Annotated in this window: 18 protein-coding genes and 1 pseudogene; 15 read left to right on the forward strand and 4 right to left on the reverse strand. The window is 67.5% G+C overall.

Going from position 1 to position 17,325, the window contains the following annotated elements; all coding sequences use genetic code 11:
- Nucleotides 1–137 precede the first annotated feature (137 nt).
- Nucleotides 138–953 (reverse strand): hypothetical protein, encoded by an 816-nt coding sequence (locus VF584_14640; protein ID HEX8211407.1) that lies wholly within the window; start codon nucleotides 951–953, stop codon nucleotides 138–140.
- Between the two features lie 190 nt (nucleotides 954–1,143).
- Between VF584_14640 and cysK the strand changes: the two genes are divergently transcribed.
- Both cysK and VF584_14650 read left to right on the forward strand, forming a co-directional pair.
- Complete coding sequence (gene cysK, locus VF584_14645) at nucleotides 1,144–2,142, forward strand: cysteine synthase A (protein HEX8211408.1); 999 nt, start codon at nucleotides 1,144–1,146, stop codon at nucleotides 2,140–2,142.
- A gap of 140 nt (nucleotides 2,143–2,282) precedes the next feature.
- Nucleotides 2,283–2,843 (forward strand): hypothetical protein, encoded by a 561-nt coding sequence (locus VF584_14650; protein HEX8211409.1) that lies wholly within the window; start codon nucleotides 2,283–2,285, stop codon nucleotides 2,841–2,843.
- 98 nt (nucleotides 2,844–2,941) lie between these two features.
- Here VF584_14650 and VF584_14655 read toward each other — a convergent pair whose 3' ends face one another.
- Nucleotides 2,942–3,559, reverse strand: a complete 618-nt coding sequence (locus VF584_14655) for an NUDIX hydrolase (protein ID HEX8211410.1) — start codon at nucleotides 3,557–3,559, stop codon at nucleotides 2,942–2,944.
- Between the two features lie 198 nt (nucleotides 3,560–3,757).
- On the opposite strand from VF584_14655, the gene fusA reads away from it, so the two are divergent.
- The 10 genes from fusA (at nucleotide 3,758) to VF584_14705 (ending at nucleotide 14,012) form a co-directional block, all read left to right on the forward strand.
- Entirely contained in the window at nucleotides 3,758–5,866 is a 2,109-nt protein-coding gene (fusA, locus tag VF584_14660) for an elongation factor G (GenBank protein ID HEX8211411.1), read from the forward strand.
- A gap of 306 nt (nucleotides 5,867–6,172) precedes the next feature.
- On the forward strand, nucleotides 6,173–6,760 hold the full coding sequence (locus tag VF584_14665) for a hypothetical protein (GenBank protein HEX8211412.1): 588 nt from the start codon (nucleotides 6,173–6,175) through the stop codon (nucleotides 6,758–6,760).
- Nucleotides 6,761–6,952: 192 nt separating this feature from the next.
- On the forward strand, nucleotides 6,953–7,765 hold the full coding sequence (locus VF584_14670) for a hypothetical protein (protein ID HEX8211413.1): 813 nt from the start codon (nucleotides 6,953–6,955) through the stop codon (nucleotides 7,763–7,765).
- Between the two features lie 32 nt (nucleotides 7,766–7,797).
- Nucleotides 7,798–8,430: a hypothetical protein gene (locus VF584_14675; GenBank protein HEX8211414.1), complete on the forward strand. Its 633-nt coding sequence runs from the start codon at nucleotides 7,798–7,800 to the stop codon at nucleotides 8,428–8,430.
- Between the two features lie 212 nt (nucleotides 8,431–8,642).
- On the forward strand, nucleotides 8,643–8,870 hold the full coding sequence (locus VF584_14680) for a hypothetical protein (GenBank protein ID HEX8211415.1): 228 nt from the start codon (nucleotides 8,643–8,645) through the stop codon (nucleotides 8,868–8,870).
- Between the two features lie 96 nt (nucleotides 8,871–8,966).
- Nucleotides 8,967–9,518, forward strand: coding sequence for a metal-dependent hydrolase (locus tag VF584_14685; GenBank protein ID HEX8211416.1), 552 nt, complete (start codon nucleotides 8,967–8,969; stop codon nucleotides 9,516–9,518).
- Nucleotides 9,519–9,565: 47 nt separating this feature from the next.
- Nucleotides 9,566–9,898 carry a hypothetical protein gene (locus VF584_14690; GenBank protein HEX8211417.1) on the forward strand — a complete coding sequence of 111 codons (333 nt, stop codon included), beginning with the start codon at nucleotides 9,566–9,568 and terminating at the stop codon, nucleotides 9,896–9,898.
- A gap of 183 nt (nucleotides 9,899–10,081) precedes the next feature.
- Nucleotides 10,082–12,253 carry a DNA/RNA non-specific endonuclease gene (locus tag VF584_14695; GenBank protein HEX8211418.1) on the forward strand — a complete coding sequence of 724 codons (2,172 nt, stop codon included), beginning with the start codon at nucleotides 10,082–10,084 and terminating at the stop codon, nucleotides 12,251–12,253.
- 45 nt (nucleotides 12,254–12,298) lie between these two features.
- The gene (locus VF584_14700) at nucleotides 12,299–12,832 is read left to right on the forward strand and encodes a GNAT family N-acetyltransferase (GenBank protein HEX8211419.1); all 534 of its coding nucleotides are present in this window, start codon (nucleotides 12,299–12,301) and stop codon (nucleotides 12,830–12,832) included.
- A 106-nt stretch (nucleotides 12,833–12,938) separates the two neighbouring features.
- Nucleotides 12,939–14,012: a glycosyltransferase family 2 protein gene (locus tag VF584_14705; GenBank protein ID HEX8211420.1), complete on the forward strand. Its 1,074-nt coding sequence runs from the start codon at nucleotides 12,939–12,941 to the stop codon at nucleotides 14,010–14,012.
- Between the two features lie 26 nt (nucleotides 14,013–14,038).
- Here the strand turns inward: VF584_14705 and VF584_14710 are convergent.
- Both VF584_14710 and gntA read right to left on the reverse strand, forming a co-directional pair.
- Nucleotides 14,039–14,530 (reverse strand): annotated as a pseudogene (locus tag VF584_14710) (urea carboxylase-associated family protein).
- The gene (gene gntA, locus VF584_14715; GenBank protein HEX8211421.1) at nucleotides 14,527–15,234 is read right to left on the reverse strand and encodes a guanitoxin biosynthesis heme-dependent pre-guanitoxin N-hydroxylase GntA; all 708 of its coding nucleotides are present in this window, start codon (nucleotides 15,232–15,234) and stop codon (nucleotides 14,527–14,529) included. The pseudogene VF584_14710 and the gene gntA overlap by 4 nt, the downstream one beginning before the upstream one ends.
- A gap of 262 nt (nucleotides 15,235–15,496) precedes the next feature.
- Here gntA and VF584_14720 point away from each other — a divergent pair, with 262 nt between their 5' ends.
- The 3 genes from VF584_14720 (at nucleotide 15,497) to VF584_14730 (ending at nucleotide 17,282) form a co-directional block, all read left to right on the forward strand.
- On the forward strand, nucleotides 15,497–16,072 hold the full coding sequence (locus VF584_14720; GenBank protein ID HEX8211422.1) for a hypothetical protein: 576 nt from the start codon (nucleotides 15,497–15,499) through the stop codon (nucleotides 16,070–16,072).
- Nucleotides 16,073–16,216: 144 nt separating this feature from the next.
- A complete protein-coding gene (locus VF584_14725) occupies nucleotides 16,217–16,765 on the forward strand; it encodes a DUF1572 family protein (GenBank protein HEX8211423.1) in 549 nt (182 codons plus the stop codon).
- A 58-nt stretch (nucleotides 16,766–16,823) separates the two neighbouring features.
- A complete protein-coding gene (locus VF584_14730) occupies nucleotides 16,824–17,282 on the forward strand; it encodes a hypothetical protein (protein ID HEX8211424.1) in 459 nt (152 codons plus the stop codon).
- Nucleotides 17,283–17,325: the final 43 nt, after the last annotated feature.

The following is a 17,325-nucleotide window of genomic DNA, read 5'->3' on the forward strand; positions in this document are numbered from 1 at the left end:
TAGGGCCGCGACACTGAAGTCGCGGCCCTTTATCTCATATTCGAACTCTCCGCGAACCTCACATGACCGTGCGAGACTCTGATCCGCCTCCGCGTCTCCGCGCCTCCGCGTGAGATGCAGTTGCCAGCCAGAGCGGATCAGGTGCCGCGGACGGTCACCGGCCCGTTGGTGGTGACGACGCGGATCGGGGCGCCGCCGCGGCCGAGCTCCGTCTGTATGCGGCGCGTGATGCGGCCCTGGACGCGCACGGGGATGTCGAAGTTCATGGGCCCGTTCACCGTGCCCGTCTCCAGGCTGGCGGAGTAGCCGTCGGGCACCTCCAGCGTGACGGGGCCGTTGCGCGTCTCGGCATCCAGCCCCTGGCCGGCCCAGCGGTCCCCTTCCAGCACCACGCGCAGGGGTCCGTTCGCGGTGCGGGCGTGCACGTTGCCGCCCACGCCGCGCAGCGAAACGGGGCCGTTGCGCGCCTGGAGCCGCATCTCGCCCGAGACGCGCTCCACGCCGATCCCGCCGTTGGTGGTCTCCAGGTCGAGCCCCGTGCGACGCGGGACAAAGACCTCGTAGCTGACCGACCAGGAGCGCCCCTCGCGCCTTTCGGGCCCGGTGGCGCGCACCTCGCCGCCTTCGGTCGTCACGCGCACCTGCTGCGCGATCTCGCGCGCCTCCTCGCGCGAGCGGGCGTTGGCCTGCACGCGGGCGCGCACCAGGATGCCGCCTTCGTTCCACCCCGTCACCGTCACCCCGCCGTTGTCGCCTCCGTCTACGGAGAGACGGGGGCGGGCGGTGAGTCGCGACTCGCGCAGCGCGCAGTGGCGCTCGCTGCCGTGCGGGCCCCAGTTGCGGTCTTCGCGGCAGCGCCGCAGCCAGTCGCTGGACGAATCCTGCGCCGCGGCGCCGGTGGAGAGCAAGAGGGCGAGGACGGGTGCGGCGGCGAAAAGGGTACGGGGGCACATGGCGGTTCTCCAGTAGGGCGGCGCGGCGCGGGTTCCTTCCCGCTGCCTGTCGAACGTTCGACACCCTGAGCGGCCCAATGGTTTGAATCCGCCGCCCCTTGCGTATGTCGAAGTGCGGCGGAATCTTCGAAATCGGCACTGAGCTGGGAGGCACCTTCCGCCTCCCCCGACCCGAGCAGAGGAGCCGCCGATGGCGCGCGGACGCATCTATACGAACGTGACGGAGACGGTGGGCGATACGCCGTTGATCCAGCTCAACCGGCTGGGGCAGGGCCTCCCCGGCCGCGTGGTGGTGAAGCACGAGGGGTTCAACCCCTTCAACTCGGTCAAGGACCGGATCGGCTACGCGATGGTGCGCGACGCCATCGACGCCGGCCGGCTGCGGCCCGGGATGGTGCTGGTGGAGCCGACCAGCGGCAACACGGGGATCGGACTGGCGTACGTGGCCGCCGCGCTCGGCTACCGCTGCATCTTCGTGATGCCGGAGACGATGACGGTGGAGCGGCGCAACATGCTGCGCGCCCTCGGCGCGCGGGTGGTGCTCACGGAAGGGCCCAAGGGGATCAAGGGCGCCATCGCGCGCGCGGAGGAGATCGCCGCGCGGCTGGGTGAGAGCGCGTGGATGCCGCGGCAGTTCGACAACCCCGCCAATCCGGCGATCCACTACCGCACCACCGGCCCGGAGATCTGGGAGGACACGGCGGGCGAGGTGGACGTCTTCGTCAGCGGGATCGGCACGGGCGGTACGATCACGGGCGCGGGGCGGTACCTGCGCGAGCGCAAGCCGGAGATCCGCATCGTGGCGGTGGAGCCGGCGGAGAGCCCGGTACTATCCGGCGGGGAGCCGTCGCCGCACAAGCAGCAGGGGATCGGGCCGGGCTTCATTCCCGGGAACCTGGACACCTCCATCTACGACGAGGTGGTGCGCGTCACCAACGACGACGCCATCGCCACGGCCCGCCGGCTGGCGCGGGAGGAGGCGATCTTCGCGGGGATCTCGTCCGGCTCCATCACGTGGGCGGCGCTCCAGATCGCGGCGCGGCCGGAGAACGAGGGGAAGCTGATCGTATCCATCGTGTGCGACTTCGGCGAGCGCTACCTGTCGAATCCCGTGTTCACGGAGCTTGCCGATCCGGATTATCCGGATCTGGACGAGGCGATCCAGAGCACGGCGCCGGTGCAGGGCTGACGAACGGCAACAGCGAGGCTCACACAGAGACACAGAGGCATACGGCAAGAACAGAGAGAGGAGTTCTCTGTGCCTTTGTGTCAGTAGACTCGCGGGGCGGCGGGTGGTAGCTTCGGGCCGATCGAGCGTCCCGAACCTCCATGGAGTCTGCCGTGAACCTGAGCCTGCTCTACCTTCGCTCCCGCGTCCCGACCCTTCCCGAGAGCGCCGACGAGGTGGCCGCGCGCCTCCGCGAACTTGGATTCGAGGTCGAGCGCATCGTACCGCTGGCGGAGCTGCTGCGCCCGATCGTGGTGGCGCACGTCGAGTCCGTGACGCAGCATCCCAACGCGGACCGCCTCAAGGTGTGCTCGGTGAACGATGGCACCGAGCAGCGGCTCCAGATCGTGACCGGCGCCGCGAACGTGCAGGCGGGGGCGTACTACCCCCTCGTGCGCAGCGGCGTCACCCTTCCGAACGGCACCAAGATCAAGCGCGGCAAGCTGCGCGGCGAAGTGTCCGAGGGGATGCTCGGCTCCGCGGACGAGCTGGAGCTGGGCACCGACCACGACGGGCTCCTCACCCTCAGCGGCGAGCTCGTCCCCGGCACCCGGCTCCCCGACGCGATCCCGGTGGAGGGCGTCGCTTTCGCCATCGCGGGCAACCCGGGGCCGGATGAGGTGGTGGAAGCGCTCACCACAGGCAAGCGCCGCGAAGGATAAACAGCCTCACACAGAGAACACAGAGAGAACTGAAAGCCACAGAGAAAACCTCCTGCAGTTCTCTCTGTGGCTCTGTGCCTCTGTGTGAGGCCAGCAGTTCAGTCGAACTCGGTCGGGATCGTGGGGTCGCGCATGTGCTGGAAGCAGAGCGCGATCTGCGGCTCGTTGATGCGTCCCAACGAGAGCGGCGGGAGGGCGTCTTCGGGGAAGAAGGCGACCTCGTCCGTTTCGATGCTGGTGGTGGCCACGCCGCCCACCAGCTCGCACAGGAAGAGCAGTTTGTAGACGTGGTAGGGCCGCGGCGGGTGCCCGTTGCGGCTGCCGTCGTGCAGCGCCACCAGGTGCGTGGCGCGCACGGTGAGCCCCGCCTCTTCCAGCACCTCGCGCTCCACGCACTGCGCCGGCTTGTCCCCCACGTCCGCCCACCCCCCGGGGAGCGCCCAGCGGCCGTCCGAGCGCTCCCTCACCAGCAGGATCTCGCCGCCGCGGAAGACGGCGGCGCGCACGTCCACCTTGGGCGTCGCGTATCCTTCCTCCATCGCCCACAAACCCAGCACGTGCTCCGGCGTCGTGTCGCCGTACGCGGCCATCATCGCGGCGGCGATCGTCTTCAGCTCGGCGTAGCGCTCGCGGTCGAAGACGCCCTCGGTGTACGCGGAGCCGTTCTGCGCCAGCGCGTGGATGCGGCGCGCCCATCGAAGCCAGTCGGGGTCCATAACCACACCGATCGGGGAGCGGTAAGGTGAGCGGCACAAGCTAGCATGGCCGTACACTTCTTGCATCGCGAAATTTCGGTTGCCGGAAGCGCGTACGTGCGGAATCGACGTGCCGTGCCCATCCACCCGCGCCACACGCACTTCCCCTCCGCCCGGCGTCCCGCGCCGGGTTCCCTCCACCCCTGCCCGGAGGTGCGTATGGCGTCAGCCCCCTCATTCACAACGGACCGCATCCGCAACGTGGTGGTGGTCGGCCACGGCGGGGCGGGGAAGACGACGCTGATCGATGCCTGCTGCCACGCATCCGGCGCCACCCGCCGCCACGGCTCCGCCGCCGACGGCACGGCGCTCACCATGTTCACCCCCGAAGAGATCGCCCACGGCTGCTCCATGAACACGTCGGTGGCCCACGCCACCTGGCTGGACGCCAAGGTCAACTTCATCGACACCCCGGGCTACCTGGATTTCCTTGGCGAGGCGCGCGCCGGCGTGCGCGTGGCCGATGGCGCCCTCGTCGTCCTCTCCGCCCCCGGCGGCGTGGAGGTGGGCACCGAGCGCGCGTGGGAGATGATCGCCGAGCGCGAGCTCCCCGCCATCCTCTTCGTGTCGATGATGGACCGCGCCAATGCGGACTTCGAGCGGGTGTACCAGGACGTGCGCGAGCACCTCACGCCCAAGGCGATCCCCGTGGAGGTGCCCATCGGCAGCGGCGAGAGCTTCCGCGGCATCGTCAACCTCTTCTCGGACCGTGCGCACTTCTACACGCCGGGCACGCAGACCGGCGAGTACGAGGAGGGCGACATCCCCGCCGAGCTGCAGGCCACGGTCGACCGCTACTACGCCGAGCTGATCGAGACCATCGCGGCCACCGACGACACGCTGCTGGAGCACTACCTGGAAGGCGACACCATCACCCGCGACGAGGCGATCCACGCCCTCAAGCAGGCGATGCTGCGCGGCGAGCTGTACCCGCTCTTCTGCGGCGCGCCCACGCTCACGTACGGCATCCGCGCGCTCCTCACCAAGGTGGTGGAGCTCCTCCCCTCGCCGCAGGAGCGCCCGGCCGAGATCGCCGAGGGGCGCGGCGGGACGACGGTGGAGCTGCGCGGCCTGAACTCGGACCCCTTCTGCGCCCTGGTCTTCAAAACGACCAGCGAGCCGCACGTGGGCGAGCTCTCCTTCTTCCGCGTCTTCGGCGGTTCGGTGAGGAACGGCGACGAGGTGGGGAACGCGACGCGCGACAAGCTGGAGAAGCTGTCGCACCTTTCCGTGCCGCAGGGGCGCGACCGCTTGGAGGTGGACGAGCTGCGCGCCGGCGACATCGGCGTCGTCGCCAAGCTGCGCGACACGCACACCAACGACACCCTCTCCGCCCCCGCGCATCCCCTGATCCTGGAAGGGGTTCGCTTCCCCGAGCCGGACATCGCCATCGCCGTGGAGAGCGCCACCCGGGGCGACGAGGACAAGCTCTCCGTCGGCCTGCACAAGCTGCACGAGGAAGATCCCTGCTTCTCCGCCGAGTACAACCCTGAGCTGGGGCAGACCATCGCCCGCGGCCTGGGCGAGCTCCACCTTGAGGTGCAGCTGGAGCGGCTGAAGCGGAAGACGGGAGTCAGCGTCATCGTCCGCGCCCCCCGCATCCCCTACCGCGAAACGATACGAGCGGTCTCGGAGGGCCACGGGCGGCACAAGAAGCAGACGGGAGGGCGCGGCCAGTTCGGCGACGCGCACGTGCGCATCAAGCCGCTCAGCCGCGGCGACGGCTACCGCTTCACCGACGCGGTGGTGGGCGGCGTCATCCCCGGCAAGTACATCCCCGCGGTGGACAAGGGTGTGCAGGAGGCAGCCGTACGCGGCGTCCTCGCCGGCTTCCCTGTGGTCGACTTCGAGGCCGAGGTCTTCTTCGGCAGCTACCACACGGTCGATTCGTCGGAGGCGGCGTTCAAGGTGGCCGGCTCCCTCGCCTTCCAGGAGGCCGCATCGCGCGCGGAGCCCGTGATCCTGGAGCCGGTGATGGCCGTCGAGGTCATCACCCCCGACGAGTTCCTGGGCGACGTCATCGGCGACCTGAACCAGCGCCGCGGCCACATCCTGGGGATCGAGCCGGCGGGCCGCGCCCAGCGCCTTCGCGCGATCGTCCCCCAGGCCGAGCTGTACAAGTACTCCACCGCCCTGCGCTCCCTCACCCAGGGCCGCGCCACCCACACCCGCGCCTTCCACGCCTACGAGGAAGTCCCCGCGCACGAGGTGCCCAAGCTGGTGGAGGCCACCAAGAAGGAGCGCGAGGAGCTGCTGGCGGCGCGGTAGGCCACAGGCTCGAACCGCGGTCTCACGCGGAGGTGTCGACACGCGGGGGAGGCGTTTTGAGCAAGGACACGAGTTACGGAGCTGGGTCTCCGTGCCTCGTGTCCCGTTTCGCTGGCCGCCTGTGTCTCCGCGCCATGATTCAGCGAACTCGCCAACATTCTGTTTGGAGCAAGGTGGCGTCGGGCGTTATCTGGAAGGGGACGTTTATTGGATCGCGAACCGTATCCAGGGTATCCGCTCGATGATTGGCTCGTACGCCGGAGCAGCACTACCCCAACTCCAACCCACCTCGCGGGGAGGCCGTTCATGCCGAGCATCCATACCACCGCAGCATACCGGGAAGCATACGACGGCGGGATCGAGCCGCTTATTTATGAGCCGGAAGATCTCCAGTCGCTCGACGACAATCCGCGTCAAATGGACGACGCCGTCGCCGCCGCTCGGGCCGAGCGAAGACAGGGAATCAACGACATCTGGATGGTGGTGGGGTACGACGGCGTGCACGTGGCTACGCTCTGGTCCCAGCCGCGCGGACCGGGGCAGGTCGCGAACTACAATCACGCGGAGCACATCTTCTTTGAGAAGGGCGTGATGGAAGAGTTGTGGGTGATCTTCCTCGAAAGCTTCGGGCGCTTGCCCCAGCGAATGCACCTGGTGCTGAAGCACAGCCCCTGTCACCACCCAAACCTCGATTCGTGCTCGAGCCTTGTCATGCGCGAACGTCAGCTGATGCCGCACATCCCCATACATGTGGAATACGACGTGGTGCATGGGAGGCCCGGGATGCAGCGCCAGAATTCGCTGTTGGGGATTTTTCAGATGCTGGAACCGAATCTTGTAACCGGGGGGCGGCAGGACAGCCCATTTGCCGCGGATGATTGGCTGATGCGCTGAGGGTCACGCTCCTTGGCCGAAGGGGTGATGATATCAACGCAGTCCACGCATAAAGCTGCCGCCTGCGCGGATGCTCACCGCGCCGACCTTTGCGCCGCCAAGGAAGTCCGCTCCCCCTTGCCCTTACCATTGGTTGACATGCAACGATCCACCGCCGAAATGTCGTTTGCGTACAGATTCTGCCGATACTTCGTGGCGTTCTGGATGTTCGGCTACGGCTTCGCAAAGGTGTTCCGGTCGCAGTTCGTCAGCCTTCTCCACGAGCTGGACACGCCGTTCGGCGATCTGTCGGGGATCGCGCTGGTCTGGGGTTTCTTCGGCTACTCGGATACATACCGGCTCTTCATCGCCGCGGCGGAGATCGCTGGTGCCGCGCTCCTACTCTACCGGCGCACCACACCGCTGGGGGCGCTGCTGCTGTTCGGGATGCTCGGCAACATCGTCCTGATCGACATCTTCTACTCGATCGGCGAAGCGCTGCTGATGGCGCTCATCCTCTTTGGCATGGTGGGCTACATACTATCGGTGCACTGGGGGCCACTCATGGCAGCGCTCGTTCTGCCTGCCGAGACATCTCAGCTGAGCGTGGAACGTCGCTCCCGTGTCTGGATGCGATACGGCGCGCGGACGATGGTTCTCGGTGCCGCGGTCCTGCTCGCGTACTGGGCCAAGTTCTACGGAAAGACTCGCCCGACGCCGATTGACGGAAGGTGGCGCGTCGAGTCCGTTGTGGCGAAGGGCCGTCCGGCGTCAGCCACGGTGCTGGACTCGGCTGCTACGATCTACTTCGAGCCGGAGTTCGCGTACAGAGCGGTGCTGCGGACCCCGAACGGTTTTCGGGAAGCGAGGTTCGACGTCGATGCGAAGAAGGGGCACCTGCGCATCCGTAAGTCGTACTGGAATCCGGGGCGCGTGCTGTTCGACGGCCGCTACTACCTGGAGGGAACCCGGATGCGTCTGGAGGACGCCAGGTCGGTTCTCTTGCTGTCGCGCGCACCCCGCTAGCCCGGCTCATCCCCGCGCACCACGGAGGCTCCGTGAAGTCCAATCACATCGTGCTGCTGACGCTCCTCTTTGTAGCGGCAACTCTTGGCGCATGGCTGGTCGGCAACCGTGGCGCATCATGGGAAGAGTTGGATACGGTGTCCGGTGTGTTCGTGAACGTAGCCGTTCTGGCGGGGGCTGTTGCGGCGATGGTGAAGTTCCACCTGTTCAACCTGTTCGGCCATCGGTGGAGATCCGATCTCGAATGCAAGCACTTCGAGCTTCCTGATGGCGATGTGGTGTTCACGGCGGATTACACGATCACCAACACCGGGCAACGCCCACTGTTTCTCTCCAAGGTAACCATCAGGCTGCTGCCGGCGGTCCGCGACGGGGTACAGGTGAAGGCCGACCTAGAGAACTGCCTGGCCGAGAGGGTGATGAATCCAACGCAGTCGACGCTGAAGGGGCTTTTTCAGGTCGAGCCGGGTGAGAGAGCGATATTCCCGCTGCGCTGCATCCTGCCGTCGCTCGACTCGGTCGTGTTCGTCCAGTGCGGCTTCGAGCTTCCGCACAGGCGCGTCCCCGCCGCGTTCCTCGGCTTCTACGTCAAAGTCCCGCCGGTGCAGGCGAACAAACCGCCGAGTGTTGGAGGGCCGGCCAGCCTCCCGCAACCGGGCGGGTAGCGAGGCGGCTGTCGCTGCGGTGGAATCGCAGGTTCTTAACTGACCCACTTTCGATCACCCTGCTCGATCCAGATACCTCGCGAGCTGAGTAACGGCTCCTGCTCCTGGCCAGTCGAGGTATGGCCGCCTCATCCTTGCATCACTCACCGAGCGCGGCGATTCCGTGCGGCTGATCAGCCCACGGCCGATGACCACAAGCGAGCGGAGGACGTATGAACGCGAAATCGGACGCTGACGAGCTGCGCGAAGAGTACGAGTTCACCCCTGAGCAACTGAGCCAGGGGGTGCGTGGAAAGTACGCTGAACGTTGCGCGCAGGGCACCAACCTCGTTCCTTTGGACCCTGATGTAGCCGAGATCTTCCCTGACGCCGCGGCTGTCAACCAAGCCCTCAGGGCTCTGGCCGGCATCATCAAGGAACGGTCTCGTTCCGCTGCGTAGAATCGCGTAACACGCGGGATCGATTCTTCTGCTGACGCGTGCACTGCGATTGCCGGCGGCCAGCACGACCACGTTGCACGCCATCAACATCCCCGAATGGCCTCCGCATTCTCGCACGCCGCCGCCGCGCTCGCGCTGGGAACCGCATTCTGGCGCCCGGCCGTGCCCGCCCGCTTCTGGATCCTGGGGGCGGCGTGCGCCGTACTGCCAGACCTGGACGTGATCGCCTTTCGGTTCGGCATTCCGTACGAGCACGTGCTCGGGCACCGCGGCCTGTCGCACTCGTTGTTCTTTGCGGCGCTGCTTGCGGCCGTCGTCGTGGCGCTGTTCTTCCCGCGCGAGCGCCAGCGAGGGAGGCTGTGGCTCTTCTTCTTCCTCGCGACTGCCTCTCATGCCTTTCTCGATGCGCTGACCACGGGCGGGTTGGGGGTGGCCTTCTTCGCGCCCCTGGAGAACAGCCGCTACTTCTTTCCGTGGCGCCCCATTGAGGTCTCGCCGCTTAGCATCAGCCGCTTCTTTACCGTACGCGGGCTGGCGGTGCTGCGGAGCGAGTTCGTCTGGGTCTGGTTGCCTTCGCTCGTATTCGCGGGGGTCGTTCTGGCGTGGCGCCGAGCGAAGCACCCATCGTCGTTCGGCCGCCCTGCCTGAAGCAGCAGAGTGCGAGGCGCTCTCGCGCTCACCCAGCAGAGAGATCAATGACAAAAGCCGAGTTTGTCGCCCGGTTCAGCAAATTGCTCACGGATCTGCATGCGGTTCGTGGCTCCCTGCACCTGGAGGATGCGAAGCGTAGGGGGAGCGACTGGGACCAGGCCGGCACAAAGCAGGGTGCGCAGCTCGCCGCCTACTTCTGGGACCGATTCGACCGGGAGACGAGTGAGTATCTGCTCGTGCGAATCCGCGAGTACGTCAACGATGCGATCTTCTGCCGCGAGGCACAGGAGCTGAAGCCCGATCCCGAGCACGCGAACTGCCGCCCTATCGTCACCATCGACGAACACGGCTCACCCATGTGTGAGATGAAGCAGTGACGTGCGTCGAGTCGTCACGCGCCGAATCTGCTGGCGCAAAGGGGACCTGCGTGCGAATGCGACTCGAGGCTTGGTGTGCAGCGCGAATCGCCGGATCTCTGACCATCCATAAAGTGTGCGTTCCGTCCGTTGGGCGGCGATAAATGTCAGTCACGCGTGTCCATCCTTCCACCGGTGCATCCCATGGCGAGCGAATATCCAGGCGGCCGCAAGTTCGACGTGCAGCAGGCCCACAGCGCCGGCATCCGCTACAAGGAGCATGCGCTCCCGGAAGGCGTCCTGCAGGACGATATCGTGGTGGAGACCGACAACCGGAAGAAGTACCTCAAGGCGTCGCTCACCCACGAGCGGGCGCGGGCGACCGTCACCGAGGCGGAGTCGAACGGTGCGGTACGCAGCGCCGAAGAGACGCTCGCGAGTCTGGCCCAGGAGCGCATCCTCGGCTCCAACGACATGCGCGACATCAACTACCTGGAGCTCGCGATCGCGGTCGCGCGCGCCATCTGCCGCATCCGGATCGGGTCCGCCGCGGGTACGGGGGTGCTGGTGGGGCCGCGTCTGCTGATGACCAACAACCACGTGCTGCGCTCAGCCGAGGACGCGCTGGCCGCCGAGGCCCAGTTCGACTACCAGGAGAACGGTTCGGGAGACCTGCTTCCGGTGCAGCCGTTCCGCCTGGACCCCGCCGCTTTCTTCGTGACCGACAAGGCGCTCGATTTCACGATCGTCGCGGTCGCCGAAGCGTCGACCAAGGGCCAGCCGATCTCGCGCTATCCGTGGATTCAGCTCATCCCTACTCTTGGCAAGGCTGAAAAGGGCGATCCGCTCAACATCATCCAGCATCCGCGGGGCGGCCTGAAGCAGATCGCCCTTCGCAACAACGACGTGATCGACATCCCCACGGGCAAGCCGGACTTCCTGTACTACACGACGGATACCGAGCCAGGCTCGTCGGGATCGCCCTGCTTCAACGACCAGTGGGAGCTGATCGCCCTTCACCACTCCGGCGTTCCCAGCATCGAGGGCGGGGTGATCCGCCGGACGGACGGGAACCCCTGGGACGAGGACCGGGACGATCCGGCGCTCATCAAGTGGATCGCGAACGAGGGAGCACGCGTCTCAGCCATCGTCAGCGCGCTCAAGTCGGCCAGTATTCGGCCTGAGTCTCGCGGCCTGCTGGATCTTGCGTTGAACACGGCGCCGCCCAACCCCATCGAGCTTGCGCGCACGACGGGCTCCCCTTCACCGTCACAGCACAACGTCCAGGAAGGTGCCGCCGTGAGCAACACAGGCAACGTTTCGTTCACCGTTCCGCTGAACATCACCGTTTCCCTCGGTGCGCCACAGGCTCCGGTCGTGGCCGCCACCGCCGCTCCGGCGCCCGCCGAGCCAGCACGAGCCGTCACCCAACCCGCGGCTCCCTTTGCCGAAGCGCTGGTGGTGGATCCCGACTGGTCGACGCGAAAGGGCTACGACCGCGCTTTCCTGGGGATCGAAGTGCCGCTTCCGGCGCTGTCGGCGGAGATGAAGAAGAAGTCGGTGGAGGTTCCGGCCGAGTACCGGGTGGACGGCGATGAGCACGTCCTGGCCTACCATCACTTTTCGCTGGCGATGAACGCCGATCGCCGTTTCGCCTGGTACAGCGCGGCGAACATCGACGGCGAGCGCAGGCCCGCGCTGCCGAAGCGCAAGGACGATCGGTGGCGTATCGATTCGCGAATCGACAATCCCAGGGCCCCGCGCTTCCAGTGCGGCGAAGACCTGTACGCGGCCAAGAACACCGATCGGGGCCATCTCACGCGCTACCTGGACGTGGCGTGGGGGACCGAAGCGGAAGCATTGCACGCGCTGGCCGATACCTTTCACTTCAGCAACTGCTGCCTGCAGCTCGCTGGCTTCAACCAGACGACGGCCCGGTGGCAGGGGATCGAGCAGTTCCTGCTGGAACGGAACGCCGCAAAGCACAAAAGGCGGATGACCGTAATCACCGGTCCGATCTTCAAGCGTTCCGACCCCAAGTACCAGAACGAGGAGATGACGGCTCCGGTCCGCATTCCGATGGAGTTCTGGAAGGTGTGTGCGCTGATTCGTGAAAATGGCTCGCTGTCCGCCACCGCGTTCATCCTCAACCAGGAAGACATCACGGAGCTCCCCGGATTCGAGGCGTTCCTCAACGTCAAGGAAGTGCAGACGACGATTGCTGAGGTCGAAAAGCGTACCGGGCTCACGTTCCCCGTCCTTCGCGCCCACGACCATCTGAAAGCCGGCGGCGCTGCCGGTACGCTCGAGATCGACGGCCAGGCGACCATTCCGCTCAGATCGTTCGACGATATCCAGTTTGACGATGACGATTGAGCCGGGTGACTCAGCGTCTCGCGCAGTGCTCTCAAGGAGGCGGTCATGCTGCTGCCAGATCAGGTAGTCCTGGAGCTCGTGGTGCGGGACGTCGACGTCAACGAGTTCGCACCGCTATTCTCGCGGCTCCATGCGGACGGTGTGACGTTCACCACCCTCGCCACCGCCCAAGCACGGTGCGCGGACTGGCTGGAGCGCTTCACGGAGCTCGATAACGCCACGCGGAGCGAGACCGGAGATCCGGCCGTGCCGCGCACCCCCGAGGTCATGCGGCACCGGCTGGTCTCGTTCGAACTCGACCCGGAGGCGTGCTTCCTCGCCCTCGACGGTGAGCGCTGGATTGGGTACACGCTGCTGGACCCGAAACTCAGCCGTGACGGCCGGCTGGAACAGGGGTGGACGGGCGTCTGCAAGGAGCACCGGCAACGGGGGATCGGAACGGCGCTCAAGCTGCTCGGTGTCGAGTACGCGCGTGCGCACGGCTACCGAGCGATCGTGACGGCGCCGCGCCGGCAGAACGTGGCGAGCTTCACCATGAGCACTCACCTCGGCTTCCGCCCTGACAATACAGCCGAGTGACGATGTGGCTCGCGGCGCTTCTGCCACGGGCGCGCCATATTCTGCAAGCGTCGTCGCGCGCTGAACCCGCGCTTCGCTGGCACACGCGTTGCCGCCGCTCCCGGTCATGCTGATCTCGTACGTCCTTCCACTGCGCTCCGGTACGGCGCTGCACGGCGGCGGGCTCACCGCGTACCTGCGGTGGCTCTCGGCGCATGCGGAGGTGCTGGTGGTCGATGGGTCGGACGCGGAAGTTTTTGCCGCGCACGCCGCGCAGTGGGGATTGTTCGTCCGGCACCTTCCGGTGGATGCGGACAAGGCCACGCCGATGGGGAAGGTGGGCGGGGTGCTGACGGGCGTGCACCATGCCACGCACGAGAGGATCGTCGTGGCCGACGACGACGTGCGCTACGATCTGGAGGGGCTGACAGCCGTGGCACGGCTGCTGGACGACGCCCACGTCGTCCGCCCGCAGAACTACTTCCATCCGCTTCCCTGGCACGCCCGGTGGGACACGGGGCGCATCCTGCTCAACCGGGTCATGGACGGCGACTGGCCCGGGACGCTCGCGGTGCGCCGCTCCGGGCTGCTGGCCACCGGCGGCTACGACGGCGCGGTGATGTTCGAGAACTTGGAGCTGGTGCGCACCGTGCTCGCCGCGGGAGGGCGCGAGCACGTCGCGAGGGACGTCTTCGTCCTCCGCCAGCCGCCGGAAGCCCGCCACTTCATCAACCAGCGGGTCCGCCAGGCCTACGACGAATGGGCGCGGCCCGCGCGCCTTGCCGTGCAGCTCGCCGCGCTCCCCGTGCTGGGCGCGCTCGCGTGGCGCGGAGGCTGGAAGGCCGCCGCCGGCGCGGTGCTGGGCGTTGCCGCTGTGGCCGAGTGGGGGCGCAGGCGGGAGGGCGGTGCGGACTACTTCCCGGCCAGCTCGTCGCTACTCGCGCCGGGTTGGCTCTTCGTGGAGCGGGGCGTGTGCAGCTGGCTGGCGGTCGGCGAGCGCGTGCTGCACGGGGGCGTCCGCTATCGCGGCTCCGTCCTGCGCCGGGCCGCCACGCCCATGGCCGAGCTGCGCCGCCGTCACGCCGGTGCGCTGGGCAGCACCTCCACGTCGATCGGCTTGAAGGAGCCGTTGTTGGAGAGCTCGGCCGAGCACGCGGTCACCCCTACCACCATCTCCATCTCCGCCCTCAGCAGCAGGTAGTCCCCCGCCCGCGAGCGGGGCGGAAGAATCGCCAGCTCGCCGTCTTCACCCACCGCCACGTTCATGAACACGTTGAAGGTGGTGGGGATCGCGTCCGGCGCGATTCCGAACGGGGCCAGGTTCTCCACCAGGTTGCCGAAGCAGCTGGGGTGCGGGTCCGTGTTGCCGTAGATGATGCGAAAGGTGTCTGGCGAGCAGGGGGTCAGCAGGAAGTCGTGCCGGCCGACCGTGTCCTCCACGATGGTCCACATGGGGCGGCTGCGGTTGGAGTACAGCGTGTGCCCCGTGGTGAGGTAGATGTTGTTTGCGTGGTCGATGGTGCGCCCCGACGACAGCCACTCGCTCGTGTCGTCGCGGGCGAACGACACCAGGTCGGATACCTGCTCGCCGGTGGGATCGATGATGCGGAGAAGCTCTCCCCGGCGGATCTCGAAGCCGGCGCCGGTCTGCGGGGGGAGGTGCAAGGTACGGATGGTCTGCATGATGGGGTGCCGGAGGTCGGGTGTGGGCTCGGTCATGGGTGCCGGTGGAAGGGGCAGCGCCACTCGGGTCCGGCGGCGCGCCCGGAGTACTGCCTCGCCTCGGACGCCTCGCCGAACTCGGCCAGGTTGGGGTTGAGGTCGCCCTGGAGCGCAACCTCGCGGGCGCGGATCTGGTCGCGCAGCCCGCCGTAGCGGCCGTCCTCGCGGAGCCGCTCGAACTGCGCGCGGGGGTTGAAGACCAGCGTCGGCCACCCGAAGCGCCGCGCCAGCCGCGAGCTCGCGGGATGCAGCCCCACCACAAAGAACGCCATCCCGGCGAACGAGAAGGAGAAACGAGGGTCCTCCGGCCGGTCGCTGACGGACGGCGCCCAACCGCGCGTGGCGTCCGCGTCGTGCAGCGCCTGGAGCTGCTGCCACAAAAGCGCCTCGAACTCGGTCTCGTCCTCGGGTGCCGCCCCCATGAAGGCTGCCACAAAGGTCGAGAACTCCGCTTCCGCCGCCGCGGGGGCGAACTCCGCCAGGGCGCGCGCGAGCTGTTCCGTCGCCTCCGGCGTGCCCATCGGTCCGAACGCGCCGATGCGGTGGCCGCCGTGACGGAGCGCCGCGCGGGCGCCCAGACACGAGAAGCCGGGGTCGAAGACGAAGGCGCGGAACTCTTCTCGCACCCGCTCCGCTAGCCGCCCGAGGCGCTCTTCCGATGGATACGTACGGCCCGACGCCGCTGGGGAGATCTTTTCCATGGCAAGCTTCCCGCTGCAAAACTGCGAATATAAAGTACTTGCGAGCCTGAGCCGCCGTGGTCCCACCCTGACGCATGCGCGATGCCGGGGTGCGTGCTTCCGGGCGCGCCCGCGGCTCCGCACCGGGTGCCCGCGGGCAGCGATGCATGCCGCGGCGGAGGTGGCGGATCGACTGCTTTCGCCTACATTGGAGGCAGCCCCGCCACGGTGTGCCCGCCATCATTCCGTACCTCGTCCACCCCAGCTCCGCAGTCCCATGCACATGCCCCGCATCCACGTGCTCGCCGCACTCGCCGCGCTGCTGTCCGGCCTGGCCCCGGCCGCCGCGGCGCAGCCTCTCGTCACCTTCCAGGGAACCCCCATCGCGTACCGGGTGGACGTGCCGGTGCAGGGCTGGAACAGGTCCGTTGACAACGACGTGCTCACGGTCGGCCGCGACGACGTGATCATGATGGTGTCGGTCACCGACCTGGTGTCCCTGCAGCAGAACCCCGGCACCGTCTCCGAAGCGGACCAGCGGCGGATCTATACGCAGAGGTTCATGGGCTCCGACTCGATCATGATGGCGCTCATGACCCGCGTGGTCTCGAGTCTCAACTCTCTGGAGCCGGACGGGCGGGTGCTGGAGGTCAGCACGCTGGGCGGCCAGCGCGGCGCATACGTGCGGGGCCGCCTGCAGGGCCCCACGCCGGGGGTCGGTGAGGCATACCTTACGGTCAAGGACGGGATCATGTACTTGCTCGTGTTCTTTGCGCGGGACAGCAGCCCGGAGAAGCACCAGGACCTCTTTGACCGCGTCCATCGGTCATTCGTGCTGGCGGAGGCGCCGCCGCGGTGATCCACGTACGGTCGGAAGAGGCGGGATAGCCATGATGGCGCACGTCATCCGGCACTGCTCGCCCCGCCGATGCTCCTGGCCCTACAGTTGGCCGCGCATTCGAGTGCTCCACCTGCTTTTGGTTCTTCCGCCTGGAGGTGATCGTTGGAGGACGCGATCCGAACGGAGTACCTTCGCGATTCCGCGGAGACCCTGCGCAAGTACGAGTCGCTCGCGGACCGGTCGCTCGCCCGTGTGACTGACGCGCAGTTCTTTGCGACAATCGACACGGAGTCGAACAGCCTGGCCGTGGTGGTCAAGCACATGGCGGGCAACCTGCTCTCGCGCTGGACAGACCTGCTGACCGCGGATGGCGAGAAGCCGGGGCGCGACCGGGACTCGGAGTTCGTGATCGCCCCCACCGAGACCCGCGAGTCGCTGATGGCGCGCTGGGGAGCGGGGTGGGCGACCGCGTTCCTCTCGCTGGGGTCCCTCACCCCGGCCGACCTGGACCGCACCATCCAGATCCGCGGCGAACCGCACTCGCTCGTGCAGGCGATCAACCGCCAGCTCACGCATGCCGCCTATCACGTGGGGCAGATCGTCTTCCTCGCGAAGCACTTCCAGGCAGACCGCTGGGAATCGCTCAGCATCCCGCGAGGGCAGTCCGAACAGTTCAACGCCGCCATGCCCGCGCCGCCCGCACGAGGCTGACGAACCAACCGCGGCCGGCGCGTCCCCGTCATCGGACGAATGCCATGGAGGATTTCGCATGATCCCTAACTCGCACCCAAAGCTCCGCTGGCTGCTGCCCGTTCTCGCCGCGCTTCTCGTGGCCGGGTGCGGCGATGCGCGAAGCGAAGCGGCGGAGGAGCTGGTCCGGCTCAACGACGCCATGCAGCGGCACTCGTCCCGGTACGGCCGCTTTCCGGATACGCTGGACGCCGGCCGCCCGCTCAGCGCCGCGAACCTGCCGTACAGGCCCGAGCGCGACGTCACTCTGAGCCTGCAGTCGACCGGGACCGGCTACCGGGCCGCGGCGCGCCGCAAGTCGTGGTACTGCTGGACGAGCGTTGGGCCCGATCAGCAGTCGCCGCCCGACTGCTACCCGATGAGCGCCGGCTCGTCCGGGGATCCCCGCAAGCCCGCGGAGGCGCCGAAGACGCTCGAGCCCGTGCTGCGCCCGCCGGGTGCCGCTACGCATTCCTCATCAGCCCCAGACCGTCCGTGAGGACGTGAGCCGCAGTTCGATCGGCGCTTTCCACCATCTCAAC

The sequence above is a fragment of the Longimicrobium sp. genome, assembly GCA_036389135.1.
Lineage (GTDB): Bacteria > Gemmatimonadota > Gemmatimonadetes > Longimicrobiales > Longimicrobiaceae > Longimicrobium.